The sequence below is a fragment of the Shewanella sp. M-Br genome (assembly GCF_036245925.1).
GTDB lineage: Bacteria > Pseudomonadota > Gammaproteobacteria > Enterobacterales > Shewanellaceae > Shewanella > Shewanella oncorhynchi.
In genome coordinates this window covers 38,779-56,440 of the sequence record NZ_BJBV01000023.1, presented here as the reverse complement: position 1 = coordinate 56,440, position 17,662 = coordinate 38,779, and the positions used below count along the sequence as shown (strand labels likewise).

The window sequence follows — 17,662 nt, the reverse complement described above, 5'->3', positions numbered from 1 at the left end:
TATTCGATAGCTTGCAAATTGAGACCAACGGTCAAAGCACTAATCTACCCTGCAAACTTTAGTGCTCCACTCCGTCCTTTATTCGCATATTGGATCAAATGGAGATTATGATGAGAATTTTCACCTCTAGAAAACTGGCATATTTAGTTGCCTTAGCACTAACTGGCGCCCTTGTTGGCTGTGGCGATGATGGTAAAGATGGTGTAGATGGAGCACCAGGAACGCCCGGTATCCCTGGAACACCCGGTGAGCCAGGAACACCGCCCCCTGTCACCAGTTCTACTATGACTAACGTCAAAGTGATCAACTATAGCTTTGGCGAAGGCAGTATCACTTACGAATTTGAAATTACAGATGAAAACAATAACCTAATCAACGGACTGTTAAATGCTCAAGCCAAAGTGGCGGCACTAACAGATAAAGGCTTCATCACTAACCGCACCGAAGCTGATAAAAATGGTGTTGCAGATAACGTCCATATTGGCGGTGAAGCAACTCAAGCAACCGTCGGCGCTGAATTGACCGCTTTAGCTGATGGTCATTACCAATTTAAAGTACCAATGAAAGGGGTTAATCCAAGCACTGAAGGTATCGTTTGGTTACGTGTCGGTGGTAATAATGGTATTGCGACCTCTAAACCTCTGGTCGTTAACAAACCTGAAGGCACCCATTCAACTACAACTGATAGTTGTTACTCTTGCCATATCGACTACTCAACAAGCCCTCGTCGTCATGCAAGCTATGTCGCTACTGGCATGGACAGCGAAGTCACCTTCGTGGAAGGCTGTTTAGTGTGTCACGGTTCAGTCAGCCGCGCAGTTGTCAATGCTGAAGGTTTCTCTACGGGTGGCTATGCGACAAACACCCTATCTAAAATTGGTCATATCAATCACCAAGATTTTACTAAAGACTTTTCAGTACAAAACTGTACATCTTGTCACGTTGAAGCACCTAAAAACATCAACGTAGCTGGACCCGGTTGTATTGATTGCCATGACAGTGGTGGCGTACCTGGGGCTATTATCCCAAGTAATGGTGCGGATCTGCGCATTATGCACGAAAGCAAAGCGGGTATAACCGAACGCCAAGCGATTCGCGCTAAGTATAAATTGAGTCTATCAACACCTGTTAAAGTAGATGATATTTCTACCAAGACAGACCACTATGCGCCAACAGGTGCTGCGGCTGCAGTAACCGCCCCAGGCTGGTGTACAACGCTGACAGTGAAAGACACCGATGGTAACGTCTTTAGCATTAAAGACAACTTTAACTATTCTAGCCCGCTAGTATATGACGCTAAGAAACCCGTAGTTTATGCGGGCGCTTATTTACATTCCTATGAAAATGGCAGCTTAGTGGGTCGCCCAGGTAACCGTACTAACTACTACTATGGTTACAACACTGACGGCACTAAAAATATCTGTCATTTACTGACAGATATCAGCGCAGTGAATGCTAACTATGTTTATTCTGCCCGCGTGACATTCAGTACCGCTGGTTGGATGGAATATGATGGCAATCAACGTTACCAAAGTAATGGTAGCCTAAGAGCGACAGGTTATGATGGTTCTATGGGCATATCCTTTACGGCTTACTCAGATGTCGTTAACCCTGTCACCACTCAAAAGGTCTCTGGCTTCGAACGTCGTGAGATAGCGAGTACTAACAGCTGTACTACTTGTCACAACGATGCCACTGCGTTCCACAAAAATGGTGCCTTCGATGAAGGTGGTAATGCTTGTATCGCCTGTCATGACAACGGCATGGCACGTACATCAGCAGCCTTAGGCGCTGGTTTTGGTCCTATGGTACACAGCTGGCACTGGGGTAATGGCGCTAAAGTCGGTGAAGTTAAAGCTGATGGAACTCAAGCGCAAACCGCAAACGGTGCAGGCGCAATTGAAGCCTCTACTAGCTGTGTTGCCTGTCACGAAAAAGCGATTGATTTAGGCAAAGTGCCCAATCAATACATTCTTGAGCCAGGTAACAAAATGACCAGTCCTGTCACCGCTAACTGTTATGCCTGCCACACTAGCGATTCTGCTAAGGCGCATATGGCAAGCAACGGTGGTGAAATCAGCGTACCAAGTGTGGCTGATTGGTTTAAACAACCGACCTCTGAATCTTGTGCAGTATGTCATGACACTGGTAGAAGTTCTGGTATTGATAAATACCACAAGTTTACTCGCTAATTAATCATCTCATCATCGCGTGATTAAGAAGTAAGTAAAAAGCGGTACCTATTTTCCCTGCAAGGAAATAGCCAAAGGAGTCTCGCTAATGCGAGGCTCCTTTTTTACTTATACATTACCCGATAACAAGCCATTTTCAGTCCTATTTAAGTTACTAACGTTACAGTCCTAAAAAAACAACAATTCAAAGGAAGTCACTCAATTATGCGTAAAAGTTTTATTGCCATCGCCATCGGCGCCACTCTCACCGCCGGATTCATGGCAGGTTGCAGCAGCACAGAAACTAAAGCACCTAACGTTATCTCGGTACAAACCCAAAACCCGCTGTTCCAAGCCAGTAACCTGCAATATCAAGCCCCTGATTTTAGCCTCATCAAGAATGAGCACTTCGCGCCAGCCCTAGAGCAAGGCATGGCTGAGCAGTATCAAGAAATTCTCGCAATAGCCAATAATCCGGCAGCAGCAACCTTCGATAATACGATTGTCGCTATGGAGAAAAGCGGCGCCCTACTCAACCGTGCATCAAGCGTGTTTTATAATTTAGCAGGGTCGAATAGCAATCCAGAACTGCGTAAAATCCAAGGCGAAATGGCGCCCAAAATGGCGGCCCACTCAGATAATATCAACTTAAACCCAGCGCTATTTGCCCGTATCGAAGCCATCTATAACGACCGCACTAACTTAGGGTTAACTCCAGAAGCCGTACGTTTGGTTAAGGTATATCACCAACGCTTTATCATGGCTGGCGCTAAACTTACCGATGAACAAAAAGTTAAAATCCGCGCGTTAAATGAAGAACAATCAACACTAACGAATGAGTTCTCTCAGCGTTTATTACGCTTAACCAAAGAAATCGCCGTTGTGGTGGATTCAAAAAGTGAACTTGCTGGATTAACCGACGGTGAAATAGCTTCAGCCGCGAACGATGCCAAAGCGGCAGGTCACGATGGAAAGTATCTGATTAACATCACCAACACCACTCGCCAACCTGTGTTGGCATCACTGGAAAACCGTGAGCTACGCCAGCGTATTTGGGAAGCCTCAGCGAACCGTGGCTTAACTGGTGAAAACGAAACTGCGTCACTCGTATCTCGTTTAGCGAAACTCAGAGCCGAGCGCGCAACACTATTAGGCTATGAAAACTGGGCAAGTTATCGATTAGCACCGCAAATGGCCAAAACACCCGAAGCGGTTTACAGCATGTTTGGCTCAATGGTGCCTGCGGTAGTTGCTAACACAGAGAAAGAAGCGGCCGACATTCAAGCCATGATCACTAAAACCGGTGGGAAATTTGAACTGGCACCGTGGGACTGGGAGTTTTACGCAGAAAAAGTCCGCCAAGAAAAATACGCCCTCGATGCAAATAGCATTCGCCCATACTTCGAGTTTAACCGCGTTCTCGAAGACGGCGTATTCTACACACTCAAAGAACTCTATGGCGTCACCTTAAAACCACGCCCAGATTTACCGGTTTACCATCCCGATGTGAAAGCCTACGAAATGTTTGATGCCGATGGCTCAAGCATGGCCATTTTCTACGCCGACTATTTTGCCCGTGAAGGTAAACGTGGTGGCGCTTGGATGAGTTCGTTCGTCGGTCAATCCTTCCTCGAAGGCACTAAACCTGTGGTCGTCAACGTGATGAACATAAAGAAAGCGCCCGAAGGTCAACCCACCTTCGTCAGCTATAACGAAGTCACTACTATGTTCCATGAAATGGGTCACGGCACCCACGGCATGTTCTCTAAAGTGACTTATCCAAGTCTGGCGGGCACCTCGGTTTCACGCGACTTTGTCGAATTCCCATCGACGTTTGAAGAAGATTGGGCCGCCCATCCAAAAGTGTTAGCGAACTACGCGAAACACTACGAAACGGGCAAACCCATTCCCGATGAACTGCTGCAAAAACTGCTGAAATCTGGCAGCTTCAACCAAGGCTTTGACACTCTGGAATACATGGCCGCCGCATTAGTAGACATGGAATGGCATTCATTAAGCCCAGATACGCCGTTGCAAGATGTACCAACCTTTGAAGCCAATGCCTTGAAAAAGCACGGCTTAAACATTAGTGCCGTACCTCCGCGTTATAAGTCGACCTATTTTGCCCACGCCTTCCCCGGCGGTTACTCGGCAAGTTATTACGCTTATATGTGGAGTGAGATTTTAGCGGCGGATGCGTTTGCCTATGTACAAACCCAAGGCGGGCTCAATCGTGAAATCGGCATGAAGTACCGCAAAACGATCCGTGAAGTGGGTAATAGCATAGCGCCAATGGACGCCTACAAAAACTTCCGCGGACAAGAACCAACCACAGAAGGCTTACTTAAACGCCGCGGTCTAGATCAAGCACGCTAAGCTAAGAGTTGATAGCCTTAATGCGATAGGCTAGAGATAAAGACAAACTCAGCCTTAACCAAAAAATCAGCCAGCATAATGCTGGCTGATTTATTTTGACTTATTTGTCGTGAACGTTTGCAGTGAAAGGTTTCAATTAACGTCTAGCTAATTGCGCCTTTCGATTTGATTTTAAGTACGATAATACTGATCACAAATGCCACACTACAAGCCACTAAACCCGCGACAACAGACTCGGTAAATCCAAGTGCCACATAACCCACTAAGCTAATAAACGCCGCAATGAGTGCATAAGGTAGTTGAGTCACCACATGGTCGATGTGGTGGCAACTAGCACCCGTAGACGACAAGATAGTCGTGTCGGAAATTGGCGAGCAGTGATCGCCAAATACAGCCCCCGCCAGCACAGAGGCAAGCATAGGCAACATCATGCCAGTGTGGCTTCCCATCGCCATATCAGCAGCAATCGGCAACATGATCCCGAACGTACCCCAGCTAGTACCAGTTGAGAACGCGGTAATACCTGCTAGCACAAACATTAAGGCGGGTAAAAACGCGAACGGAATATTTCCTGTTGCTAAACTCGCCATAAACTTACCGGTTTCGAGTTGACCAATCACACCTGCGATTGTCCAAGCAAATAACAGGATGTAAATCGCCGGCAGCATAGAGCGAGCGCCCTGCACTATACCTTTGACTATCATCAATTTCTCAACGCCTTGCACTAAATTCAATATCAGCGAAACCGCTAGACCAATTAATGCACCAAAGAAAAGTGATGAACTGACATCGGTTTTCTCAAAAGCAGAAATAATATTAAATTCAATCCCTTCCGCCGCGAGTACTTGAGCGCCACTGTTAATCATGAAATAGAGGGTTGCAAATACCAACACGGTAATCGGCAGGAACAAACCTAAAATCTTACCGGTTTCGGCTTCAGGTAAATCCGCGTTCGCCCCAGGCGGTAATCCTTTAGACTCATCGTATAAATTACCACGTTGGGCATTGAGCTCATGCTCACGCATTGGCCCAACATCTAGTCCCATAAAGACAACAAAAAGTAATAATAACAAGGAGAAGATTGCGTAAAAGTTCATCGGGATCATTTGAATAAAAATACTCAAATGACCCGTATCAGCAAAACCATGGGCAGTTAATATCCCGCCAATGAGTGCGATAATATAAGCGCCCCAGCTCGAAACTGGAGATATAACGCACACAGGCGCCGCAGTAGAATCTAATAAATAAGCTAACTTAGCGCGGGAAACATAATAACGATCGGTAACAGGTCGAGCGACCGAACCAACAACTAAACTATTGAAATAATCATCAATAAAAACTACGCAACCTAAAAACATAGTCAATAGTTTAGCGTCACGTTTATTACGTATATGTAAACGAGCCCAATCGGCAAAAGCCCGCGCGCTGCCACTTACGGTAATTAACGCTGTGATCATTCCCAGTACAATTAAGAAACCGAGAATATATAAGTTCCACGAATTTAGACCTTTATCAGTCCAAAAAAGCCCTTTAACGCCATTAAATACAAACTCACCCGTTGCTAAAGGTGAAAATTGATTGAGCAATAAAGCACCAATTAAAATACCTAACCCCAAAGAAAGCAGTACACGGCGAGTCAAGATCGCCAACACGATAGCCACCGCAGGCGGCAACAAGGAAAGTGCCGAATCGGCATAATTCATAACAGTCATTGATTATTATCTTCGTTAAATACGAATGGAGGGCGACTGAACTGGTGGGAAAAGGCAATAGATACCCAAGGTCACCTGTCCTATCAGTAGCGCTCCATAGTAACTATTCCCAATATCCATATCGGAAAATACTATGGCAGTGCTGCACCTATTAGGTACAACCCCAGCAGTCGATCGTGATAAATCGAACCACTTCGGCACCAAATCCTTTCGCAATCGATCAACGGAATCACCCTACTGATCACTACTAATATTTGGCGCGCCTCTACTTCTAAGAACGCCCTTGCACGGGCGTGAGGCACATAAAAACATAAGCGGCTTAGCAGATGCTACCGCAAAGCCACTTAATGTGACCTAGATCACGGATAAAATCAACTGAGACTTGTAATCAGCTCAGGAACCGCCTCAAACAGATCTGCAACGAGTCCATAATCGGCAACTTGAAAAATCGGCGCTTCAGGATCTTTGTTGATTGCAACGATGACTTTAGCGTCTTTCATGCCGGCTAAATGTTGAATCGCGCCAGAAATACCGACGGCAATATACAAGTTTGGCGCAACGATTTTACCAGTTTGACCCACTTGTAAATCGTTAGGCACAAAACCTGCGTCAACGGCTGCGCGTGATGCGCCAACGGCTGCGCCGAGCTTATCAGCAAGTTGCTCCAACATGCCGAAGTTTTCACCACTGCCCATGCCTCGGCCGCCAGATACAATAATGCCAGCATTGCCTAACTCTGGACGGGCAGAAACTGTCAGCGATTGGGAAACAAACTGAGTTCTCGCTTCAAACACTTTATCGAGTGTCGTCACAGCTGCACTGTTACCTTCTGGCGCAGCGTCAAATGCACTAGCGCGCACTGTCATCACTTTAATGGCATCATGGCTTTGCACTGTCGCTAAGGCATTACCCGCATACACAGGGCGCACAAAGGTGTCCGCATTGACGACGGTAATAACTTCTGAGATTTGCGCGACATCTAATAAAGCAGCCACGCGCGGAAGCGTATCCTTACCTAAACTTGAAGCCGAGGCCAGAATGTGACCATAGTTTGGCGCTAAGTCCACCAGCAATTTGGCAAAATTTTCCGCTAAATGCGCTTCATACACGCTGGCATCGGCAACGAGTACTTGGCTAACGCCTTGTAGTGCCTGTGCTGCTTGGACAACCGCGCCACATTGGTGACCCGCAACTAAGACATGTACTTCATCGCCTATGGCACGGGCAGCGGTAACAATTTTTGCCGTATCGAGTTTCAGTGCTGCATTATCATGTTCAGCTAATACTAAAATGGCCATTTAGATCACCTTCGCTTCATTTTTTAACTTTTCAACTAGCTCAGCTACCGACGCTACCATGATGCCCGCTTTACGTTCAGCTGGCGGAGTGACCTTCACAATCGTTTGGTGACTCTTTAACGTCACGCCTAAGTCTGCCACAGTAAATACTTCTAATGGCTTACGCTTGGCTTTCATTATGTTAGGCAGTGAAGCGTAACGGGGTTCGTTCAAACGTAAATCGGCGGTCACAACAGCAGGTAAAGGCAGTTTAAGAGTTTGCATGCCGCCGTCAATTTCACGGGTGACTTGTAATGTATTCGCTTCTAATTTGATTTCTGAAGCAAAGGTCGCCTGTGGCATATCCATTAACGCGGCAAACATTTGGCCAGTTTGGTTATTATCACCATCGATGGATTGCTTACCAAAAATCACCAGCTCTGCTTGTTCTTTGTCTTGTACCGCTTTGAGCAATTTGGCGATAGACACTGGCACGAGCTCTTCTTCAGTATCGATATGAATTGCACGATCTGCGCCTAATGCAAGCGCGGTACGCAGTTGTTCTTGCACGGCTTTATTACCAATACTGACAACAACCACTTCAGTAGCGCTACCCGCTTCTTTTAAACGAACCGCTTCTTCTACTGCGATTTCACAAAAAGGGTTCAACGCCATTTTTAGGTTTGCAGTGTCAACACTTGTATTGTCAGCTTTGACCCTGACCTTCACATTGGCATCAACAACGCGCTTAACGGGCACCAATACTTTCATAGGGTTTCCTTCCTACACTTTCATGTACATGGACAAAACATTGGTTAATACCAATGCAGGATAGAACAACTTTACGTCCTGTTAACGTTAACGTCAACCAAAGTCAAACGCCTGTTTGTATTTTTTAATCCGCTGCAACGGCCACTTTTTTGGACACTTATTTGAGGGAATAAGAAAAGTTCAAAAAATAAATAATATTTAATTTCCTTAAAACGCATAATTTTATTTGATTCGAGCTATATTAGTTTCTATCATTTAGGTGTTGTTCACCATTATCCTGTATTAAAAATAGAGTGGGACGAAAATAGATATGAGCGAATTTTTAGAGATATTAACTCACGGCCGTCGTTTTAAAGCTGCAGTAAAAGAACTTAGCGTTGAAGAGTTACGTGATTTAGCCGACAAATTAGATAAAATTTTAGTAGAACGCGAGTCTATGGCTGAGGAAGAAGAACAAGCCATGGCAGCTCGTAATGCTAAGATTGAAGAAATCCGTCAACAAATGGAAGCCGTTGGTTTATCAATTGATGACTTAGGTGGCGTAGCTGTTAAAGCTGCTGCGAAGAAACGCGCTCCTCGTCCAGCCAAATACCAAATTGAAGTTGACGGTGAAATGGTTCAATGGACTGGCCAAGGCCGTATGCCTACCGTATTTAAGAACGAGATCAACAAAGGTCGTTCTATGGAAGATTTCTTAATCTAATCCAACCAAGTGTGATGGCGCTAATTTGCCAACACAAGTTTGCATAAAAGCTCGCATTAATTGCGAGCTTTTTTATATCCATCAATCGTTTCAAACTTAAACGACAGCCGTTAATTCCGCACCTCACTCCCGCTCAAATTACGTTACAATTCAGCCTTAGTATTTACATCTGCTTTCAGTTACTCTTTGTTCACCCTCACTCGATTGAATAAAATAATGCAGATAAACAATAAGATAATGATAAGCTGCAGCATAATCGCTAGCTTAGTATCACAAACAACATTTGCCCAGCTCAATACTGGAACAACATCCAGTAAACTCACTGCATTTACCCATGCTGAATTAATTATTGCCCCGGGAAAACGTTTAAGCGATGCCACTTTATTAATTGAAAATAATCGAATTAAAGCCATTATTGAGCACAACGACATTCCCGCTGGCGCATTTAGAATCGATTTGAGTGGTTATACAATTTATCCCGGATTTATCGATCCTTTTACTGATTATGGGATTGAGTTCGAATATCCCAAACTTAAGCTCACTCGCCCCGTCTATGATATAAAGCGTATAGGTGGTAATGCGGAAAATGGTGCAATTCATTCTGAAAAAGAATGGTTTAATTACGTTTACCCCAATAAAGAACGCGCAAAAGAGTGGATTAATAATGGTTTCACCAGTGTGCAAAGTAGCAAACTCGACGGTATCTTCCGTGGGACGGGTGTCAGCCTTTCATTAGCAGACAAAACGGCTAATGAAGTGATTTATCGCGCCCGCAGTCAACCTTTTATGGCATTTGATAAAGGTTCGTCTGAACAAGATTATCCCTCATCATTAATGGGCAGCATTGCACTTATTAGGCAAACCTTTGCCGATGCAAATTGGTATAACCAAAATAAAAACAAACCTGCCAATGGCGCAATAAACAATCAAGTCGAATTTAATATTGCCTTTGAGCGTTTAGATAATTTAGCCGATAAGCAAATTATCTTTGAAACCAAAAATCTCAACGACCAATTACGTGCAGCCCATTTACTCAAAGAACATAAACTGCCAGCCAACCTACTTGGTAATGGTCAAGAATACTCACGCATCAATGAGTTAAAGGCGCTGAACTATCCGTTGATCTTGCCTTTAAACTATCCGCAGGCACCCGATGTCGGCACAGATGACGCTGATCGTGAAGTATCACTGGCGGATTTAAGACAGTGGGAACGTGCACCAACCAACCCTGCAGCGGTAGCTAACGCGGGTATCCCCTTTGCGTTAACGCAGTTTGGGATTAAGACAGATGCCTTCTGGCCGCGCCTACGCCAAGCCATTGCCCAAGGTTTAAGTGAAGAAAAAGCTCTCGCGGCACTCACCACCCAAGCCGCAGAGATGACAGGCACCGCCGACTTTACCGGTAAACTCGCGCCCGGTTATATGGCTGACTTTGTTATCACTAAAGGCAATATCTTTAAAGATGGCCAGATCTACAGTGTTTGGTTGCAAGGTCAGGAGCAAAGTCTGCGCTCACTTCCCCAAGCACGATTACTGGGAGATTACCAATTAAGCCTCAATAACCTCACGCTAGATTTATCGCTACATGATGAAAGTAAAAGTGATAAACCCAACATCCAAGGCAATTTAAGCAGTGGCGAACAAAGTATCTCACTCACTCAACTTAAGTTAGATGATAACGGAAGATTGAGCTTTACTGCCAATTTGAGCGCCGCAGGCATTAACGGCCTTAGCCGCTTTACGCTGTGGATGGCCGATGACGGCATTCAAGGTCGTATGGTCGATGCAAAAAGTCGCACTACAAATGTTGCCGGTGTCGCTATGACTCAAACTGCAAAGCTCAAAAATGCAGACCAAGCAAACAATCAAGCTCCCAAGAATGAAGCCAACACGAGCCTAGTGAGTCACCTCACCTTCCCTAACGTCGCTTACGGACTGAGAGAAGCCCCTAATGTTGAGAAGCTACACATCAAGAATGCCACCCTGTGGACATCGGATAAGCAAGGCATTCTCGAACATGCTGATCTCTTGATGGCCAATGGCCGCATCGAAAAAATTGGCCAACAATTAAGTACACCATCAGGTTATCAAGTCCTCGATGCAACAGGTAAACACCTCACCGCCGGCATAGTCGATGAACACTCGCATATCGCCATTAATGGCGGTACTAACGAAGGAACAGACGCAGTTACCTCTGAAGTACGCATTGGCGATATTATTAATCCCGACGATATTTCAATCTATCGCGCCTTAGCGGGCGGCGTCACCAGCGCGCAATTACTCCACGGTAGCGCCAACCCTATCGGTGGCCAATCACAACTGATCAAAATGAAATGGGGCGAGCCAGCCGAACAACTCAAATTTGTTAACGCGTCCGCCAGTATCAAATTTGCTTTAGGTGAAAACGTCAAACAGAGTAACTGGGGTGAGAAATTTGTTCAGCGCTTCCCCCAGACTCGCATGGGAGTAAAAGCGTTATTTGAAGAAACCTTCGACGCTGCTATCGCCTATGAAAAGGCGTTAAAAACCTATGATAATCTGCGCTCCAGCGATAAAAAGAAAACCGTCGCCCCGCGTCCAAGTTATCGTCTGCAGGCGGTCGCCGAAGTATTAAACCAGCAACGCGACGTACATATTCATTCCTATGTACAGTCAGAAATCCTGATGTTTATCCGCTTAGCCGAGGCTTATCACTTTAAAGTGCAAACCTTTACCCATGTGCTCGAAGGTTACAAAGTGGCGAGTGAACTGGCCGCCCATGGCGCTGGCGCTTCGACGTTTGCCGATTGGTGGGCCTATAAGTTTGAGGTGTACGACGCGATTCCACAAAATGCGTGTTTGATGCAAAACAAAGGTGTGACCACCAGCATTAACTCTGACGATTATGAAATGCAGCGCAGACTCAACCAAGAAGCGGCTAAGTCTATGATGTATTGTAATATGTCGAAGGAAGACGCTTGGAATATGGTCACTATCAATCCAGCCAAACAATTAAGAGTCGATGAGTTTGTGGGTTCACTCACCCCAGGCAAAATGGCCGATATCGTACTCTGGAACGCAGAGCCTCTGTCTATTTACGCCAAAGTGACGCAGGCATGGGTTGAAGGAAAACGCTATTTTGACCGCGACCAAGACCAAATTGCCCAGCAAGCTGTGGTGAACGAGCGCGCCGCACTTATCCAAAAAATTCTCAGCAGTGATGACCAAACTAAAGCGGGTGAAAAAGTTACGCCACTCAACGAGCCACAGTGGCACTGCGACACTCACTATCAGGCATGGGGCCACGCTCATGAGGGAGCCAAATAATGCAACATTTATCTAAAACCGTTTTGTTTGTGGCGCTACTCGGCGCAATTTGCACCACGCAGGCCCCAGTTATGGCCAATGATATCGTACCTACGCCTAAACAAAGCCGCAGCGTACTGATTAAAAACGCCACTGTGCACACAGTCACTCAAGGCGTGCTCAGCAACACAGACGTCTTAATTGAAAATGGCAAGATCACGGCCGTTGGGCCTCAACTGACCAGCCAAATCAACAATGCAACCGCAGAAACCAGTGACACTCAAATCATCGATGCCAGCGGTAAACACTTATATCCGGGCTTAATTGCCCTCGATACCAGCTTAGGTTTGGTTGAAATTGAAATGAGCCGCCCAACGGTTGATAACGCCGAGGTAGGTTATATCAATCCGCAGATCAGCACGGCCACAGCTTACAATCCGGATTCGGAGCTCATCCCGACCATACGTTACAACGGCATTACCCACGCGCAAATCGTCCCAAGCGGTGATGGGTTAGCTGGACAATCGGTACTGGTGGATCTCGATGCATGGACGATTGAAGATGCGCTGACGCCAAGTGCTGGACAGTTCCATGTCTATTGGCCGCAAATCAAACGCATGCCAGAAGATGAAAAAGAGAAAGCCAAGGCCATCGAGAAAAATCAGCTGGCGATCGACAAGCTCAATATCGCCTTTGAAAATGGCTATCGCTATTTCTTAAGTGATAAGGCCAACGGTAAAGACAAAAACCAGGATGAAGATCCGCAGTCCGCGACCAACAACCTGCGCTGGCAGGCCATGTTGCCACTATACCAAGGCAAAGCGACACTGTTTGCCCATGCCGACAGTGTTGGCCAAATTGAGCAAGTGATCGCCTTGACGAAAAAATACCAATTCAAACTGGTAATTGTCGGCGGATACGATGCATGGCGTTTGGACTCAAGCCTAAGGGAAGTTAAGGCTGGAGTCATTTACCCTCATACCTTGAGTCTGCCTAAACGTAAAGATGAGCCAGTCGATTTACCCTTTAAGATCCCATCTTTACTCGCCAATGCAGGCATTCCCTTCGCCCTTGGGTTCTCATCGGACTGGAATAGCCGTAACCTCCCCTACGCCGCAGGTTACAGCGCCGCCTATGGTTTAACACCTGAACAAGCACTTAAGTCCATCACCTTAGATGCCGCAAAACTGTTAGGTGTGGAGGATTTAGGTGCGATAGCGGTGGGATACCAAGGCAGTGTCGTGCTGTCCGAAGGGGACATTCTCGACCCTATGACCAATAAAATTGAGGCTATCTGGATTGAAGGGCGGCAGATAGATCTGAATAATCGCCATCAGCAGCTTTATCAAAAGTACCTTAAGCGGTAGAATTTACTCAGATAATAATATCGCATCGGCGCAGCCTACCAAGGCTGCGCAGTTTTCTCCTCAACCTCAGGTCAAACCATGAAAATTATCCTCTCAAGTGCATTAGTGCTCCTACTCAGTGCCTGTGCAAGCGACTACAGTTTTAACAGTAATTTGGACAGTGAGGCGATTAATGACTATTTCAAGGCATCCGATGTCGTCCTTTATGAAGGTGATACCTTGCCTAAAGGTCATTATGAGTTAAAAGGATTGGTCGAAGGTGAGTCCTGTCAGGCCGATGCTAACGGTGCGCCTGCGTCACTTGCCGATGCCAGAACCGAAGCCCGTCGCAATGCGGCAGATAAAGGGGCTAACGGCATTATCATCAAGCAATGTGTCATATTTGAAGAAGCTGCCCAAGGTTGTATCAGCCGCGCATTATGCGTTGGTCAAGCAGTAAAAACGGCTACAACAGAGTAAGCCTCACGCATATTAAGCATACTGCTCGCGGCGTGATCCTATAGTGTTATAAGATTGCCCCTATCAACCGCTTAATGGCTAACGCTTCATGACCAACGCTGCATTATTAGCACACAAAGATGGGCCTTAATGATTAGCTTAGAATGATGAGCTTAGGCGGTTGTTATACTTACCCTTTAGGTAATTTTTTGCATGACATTTACCAACCAAATTATCGCAGTGGCAACATGCCGCACGCCCTATAAACAAAAATTTGGCATTCCAAGACAACCCGGACTTGTTGAAGCGCGTGGTTATGTCGAACTCGAACCCCATGTGAATCATATCGATGCGGTGCGTGGCATAGAGCAATATTCACATCTCTGGTTACTGTTTTGCTTCCATGAGAATCTTGCCCAAGGTTGGAAAACCACAGTGCGCCCGCCGCGTTTAGGCGGCAATGAAAAACTCGGAGTGTTCGCCACTCGCTCCACTTTTCGCCCCAATGGTATAGGCCAATCTGTGGTGAAACTGCACGGCGTAGTGCAGCGCAAGGGCAAAGTGTGCCTCGAAATTTCTGGTATGGATCTGCTCGATGGCACGCCGATTATCGATATTAAGCCATACATTCCTTTCTCAGATTCGATTACCGATGCTGTAGGCGGCATTGCCCAAGACGCCCCTAAACTGATTTCAGTGGTGTATTCTGACCATGCCAAGACGCAGATTGAGCGTTACACCCTGCAGGAAACCTACACAGATTTAGCTCTGCTTATCCGCGGTGTGCTGGGGCAAGATCCGCGCCCCGCCTACAAAAAAGCCAAGGACGATCCTAAGTTATATCAAGTCGCCCTCTATGATTTAGATGTGTTCTGGCAAATGGCGGTCGATGACAATGACCAAGAATACATCTTGGTACTAGAACTCAAACCGGGGAAATCTGGCTAAATGTCCGCGCCAACGCCTACATCAAAACCTGATTATCAAAGCCAGCATAAAAAGCGGCTCTCTTGGATGCCGTGGCTGTATTTTTCTTTAAAAGAGAAACATTTAATCTGGGCCAAACCTTGGCAAGACGATATTCAAGCAAAACTTTGTGCCCTCGAAACCATCAACATCGGCGAGCAATGCTTTATCGCCCCCGAGGCGCAGTTATTTGCCGAACCCAATCGTGATATCCGCATGGGTAATCGCTGCATGATCGCCGCCGACTGTTTCTTACATGGGCCTATCACACTAGGGGACGAAGTGGCGATTAATCATGGCTGCTCCTTCGATGGCGGTAGAGTGGGTATTCAAATTGGTAGCCAGACCCGCATCGCCAATAATGTCACCCTTTACGCCTTCAACCATGGCATGGCGCCAGATACGCCCATCTATCAACAAGCTGCCAACTCCAAAGGCATTGTTATTGGCCAAGATGTTTGGATTGGCGCTCAGGCAGGTATAGTCGATGGTGTGACCATTGGCGATCACGCTGTTGTGGGTATGGGCAGCATAGTGACTAAGGATGTACCCGACTGGGCGATAGTGGCAGGCAACCCCGCCAAAGTGATTGGTGATAGACGGGATAAGTAAGCAGTAAGGATAATCTTGATACTAGCAGTGACGAAGTCACGCTCTAACAGCACAGCGCTCTTCCTTGTGTTATCCGTTATCCGTTATCCGTTATCCGTTATCCGTTATCCAGCATCAAAAAATGCTATTTATCTCCCAGCTAGTTGAATTTAACCTAAATCCCTAGGTGACATCACCAAAGCAGGTGATAAAATGGCGACCATTCAACTCAAATTTGGACATCGGTAATGCGCGTCAGCAAGTACCTACTATCAACACAGAAAGAAACTCCTGCCAACGCAGAGGTCATTAGTCATCAATTAATGTTACGTGCGGGCATGATCCGTCGTAATGCGTCGGGCCTTTACAGCTACCTCCCCACGGGCTTACGCGTATTGCGTAAAGTCGAAGCCATTGTTCGTGAAGAAATGAACAAAGCCGGTGCAATTGAAATTCTAATGCCTATGGTGCAACCGGCAGACTTGTGGGTAGAAACAGGTCGTTGGGAAAAATTTGGTCCCGAGCTGTTACGCTTTAAAGATCGTCACAATCGCGACTTCGTACTGGGGCCAACCCATGAAGAAGTGATCACGGATCTCATTCGTAAAGAAGTCAGCTCATATAAGCAATTACCACTGAACCTTTACCAAATTCAAACCAAATTCCGTGACGAAGTTCGTCCACGTTTTGGCATGATGCGCTCACGCGAATTCTTGATGAAAGACGCCTACTCTTTCCACCTTGACGTCGATACCATGAATGAAACCTATGAGGCTATGTACACAGCCTATAGCAACATTCTATCGCGCATGGGCTTAGCTTTCCGCCCAGTTTTAGCTGATACGGGTTCAATCGGTGGCAGCATGTCACACGAGTTCCACGTGCTAGCGCAAAGCGGTGAAGATTTAATTGCTTACTCAACGGGTAGCGATTATGCGGCTAACATTGAGAAAGCCGAATCACCTATGCCAACTGAGCCACGCGGCGCAGCCACTGAAGCATTGCGTTTAGTCGATACCCCAAATGCGAAGACCATTGCGGAATTAGTTGAGCAGTTTGGTTTGGATATCACTAAAACGGTCAAAACCTTGATCGTAGTCGGTGCAACCGAAGCCGCTCCGCTAGTGGCGTTAATCGTTCGTGGCGACCATGAACTCAACGAAGTCAAAGCCGACAAGTTAGACTTAGTCGCATCACCATTGGAAATGGCGCCAGAAGCCCTAATCCGTGACGCCATTGGCGCAGGTCCTGGTTCACTTGGCCCTATCGGTCTTAAAATTCCTATCGTTATCGATCACAGCGTTAGCGTCATGAGCGATTTTGCCGCCGGTGCTAACGTTGATGATAAACATTATTTTGGTATCAACTGGGAACGCGATCTGCCGACAGCGCAAGTTGCCGATATCCGTAACGTAGTCGAAGGCGAACCAACACCTGATGGTTCCGGCACTTATGCTATGGCACGCGGTATCGAAGTGGGCCATATTTTCCAACTGGGCACTAACTACTCTAAATCGATGAACGCGACTGTACTTGACGAAAATGGCAAGTCACAGGTGCTACTGATGGGTTGTTACGGTGTCGGCGTGAGCCGTATCGTGGCAGCAGCCATCGAACAAAACTTCGATGAACGTGGCATCATTTGGCCAGAAGCGATTGCGCCATTTAGCGTGGGTATTCTGCCAATGAACATGCACAAGTCGCACCGCGTCACCGATATCGCCGAGCAGTTATACAAAGACTTAAACGAAGCGGGTATCGAAGTGTTATTGGATGATCGTAAAGAGCGTCCAGGCGTGATGTTCGCCGATATGGAACTGATTGGTATCCCACATACAGTGGTGATTGGCGATCGCAATATTGATGCTGGCGTATTTGAATACAAAAACCGCCGCACAGGTGAAAAACAAGATATTCCATTCGATCAACTGCTCGACTTCCTGAAAAACGCAGTTAAAGGCTAAACCTCAACGCGAAATGTAGACAAGCTGAAGATCAAAAACGA

At 46.4% G+C, this 17,662-nt stretch carries 12 protein-coding genes and 1 riboswitch; of the genes, 9 read left to right on the top strand and 3 right to left on the bottom strand.

Annotation, left to right across the window (positions count from 1 at the left end):
- Window positions 1-110 precede the first annotated feature (110 nt).
- Window positions 111-2,192 (top strand): multiheme c-type cytochrome, encoded by a 2,082-nt coding sequence (locus tag AAA952_RS17830; RefSeq protein WP_338258729.1) that lies wholly within the window; start codon window positions 111-113, stop codon window positions 2,190-2,192.
- Between the two features lie 204 nt (window positions 2,193-2,396).
- Window positions 2,397-4,547, top strand: a complete 2,151-nt coding sequence (locus AAA952_RS17825) for a M3 family metallopeptidase (RefSeq protein WP_338258728.1) — start codon at window positions 2,397-2,399, stop codon at window positions 4,545-4,547.
- Between the two features lie 143 nt (window positions 4,548-4,690).
- On the opposite strand, the gene AAA952_RS17820 is transcribed toward AAA952_RS17825, so the two are convergent.
- The 3 genes from AAA952_RS17820 to AAA952_RS17810 form a co-directional block, all read right to left on the bottom strand.
- Window positions 4,691-6,259, bottom strand: a complete 1,569-nt coding sequence (locus tag AAA952_RS17820; protein ID WP_028761122.1) for a Na+/H+ antiporter NhaC family protein — start codon at window positions 6,257-6,259, stop codon at window positions 4,691-4,693.
- 79 nt (window positions 6,260-6,338) lie between these two features.
- A riboswitch (Lysine riboswitch) is annotated at window positions 6,339-6,535 on the bottom strand.
- A gap of 95 nt (window positions 6,536-6,630) precedes the next feature.
- Window positions 6,631-7,557 (bottom strand): electron transfer flavoprotein subunit alpha/FixB family protein, encoded by a 927-nt coding sequence (locus AAA952_RS17815; RefSeq protein ID WP_028761123.1) that lies wholly within the window; start codon window positions 7,555-7,557, stop codon window positions 6,631-6,633.
- Window positions 7,558-8,307 carry an electron transfer flavoprotein subunit beta/FixA family protein gene (locus AAA952_RS17810; RefSeq protein ID WP_028761124.1) on the bottom strand — a complete coding sequence of 250 codons (750 nt, stop codon included), beginning with the start codon at window positions 8,305-8,307 and terminating at the stop codon, window positions 7,558-7,560.
- A 310-nt stretch (window positions 8,308-8,617) separates the two neighbouring features.
- Here AAA952_RS17810 and AAA952_RS17805 point away from each other — a divergent pair, with 310 nt between their 5' ends.
- The 7 genes from AAA952_RS17805 to AAA952_RS17775 all read left to right on the top strand — a co-directional run bounded on the left by AAA952_RS17805 (window position 8,618) and on the right by AAA952_RS17775 (window position 17,621).
- Window positions 8,618-9,010: an H-NS histone family protein gene (locus tag AAA952_RS17805; protein WP_028761125.1), complete on the top strand. Its 393-nt coding sequence runs from the start codon at window positions 8,618-8,620 to the stop codon at window positions 9,008-9,010.
- A 216-nt stretch (window positions 9,011-9,226) separates the two neighbouring features.
- Entirely contained in the window at window positions 9,227-12,316 is a 3,090-nt protein-coding gene (locus AAA952_RS17800; RefSeq protein ID WP_263202364.1) for an amidohydrolase family protein, read from the top strand.
- Window positions 12,316-13,662, top strand: coding sequence for an amidohydrolase family protein (locus AAA952_RS17795; protein WP_338258727.1), 1,347 nt, complete (start codon window positions 12,316-12,318; stop codon window positions 13,660-13,662). The genes AAA952_RS17800 and AAA952_RS17795 overlap by 1 nt, the downstream gene beginning before the upstream one ends.
- Before the next feature lie 78 nt (window positions 13,663-13,740).
- Window positions 13,741-14,121 carry an Rcs stress response system protein RcsF gene (gene rcsF / locus AAA952_RS17790; RefSeq protein WP_263173654.1) on the top strand — a complete coding sequence of 127 codons (381 nt, stop codon included), beginning with the start codon at window positions 13,741-13,743 and terminating at the stop codon, window positions 14,119-14,121.
- A 192-nt stretch (window positions 14,122-14,313) separates the two neighbouring features.
- Window positions 14,314-15,048: a tRNA (N6-threonylcarbamoyladenosine(37)-N6)-methyltransferase TrmO gene (tsaA, locus tag AAA952_RS17785; protein ID WP_338258726.1), complete on the top strand. Its 735-nt coding sequence runs from the start codon at window positions 14,314-14,316 to the stop codon at window positions 15,046-15,048.
- Window positions 15,049-15,678: an acyltransferase gene (locus AAA952_RS17780; RefSeq protein ID WP_338258725.1), complete on the top strand. Its 630-nt coding sequence runs from the start codon at window positions 15,049-15,051 to the stop codon at window positions 15,676-15,678.
- 227 nt (window positions 15,679-15,905) lie between these two features.
- Window positions 15,906-17,621 (top strand): proline--tRNA ligase, encoded by a 1,716-nt coding sequence (locus AAA952_RS17775; RefSeq protein ID WP_263148502.1) that lies wholly within the window; start codon window positions 15,906-15,908, stop codon window positions 17,619-17,621.
- Window positions 17,622-17,662: the final 41 nt, after the last annotated feature.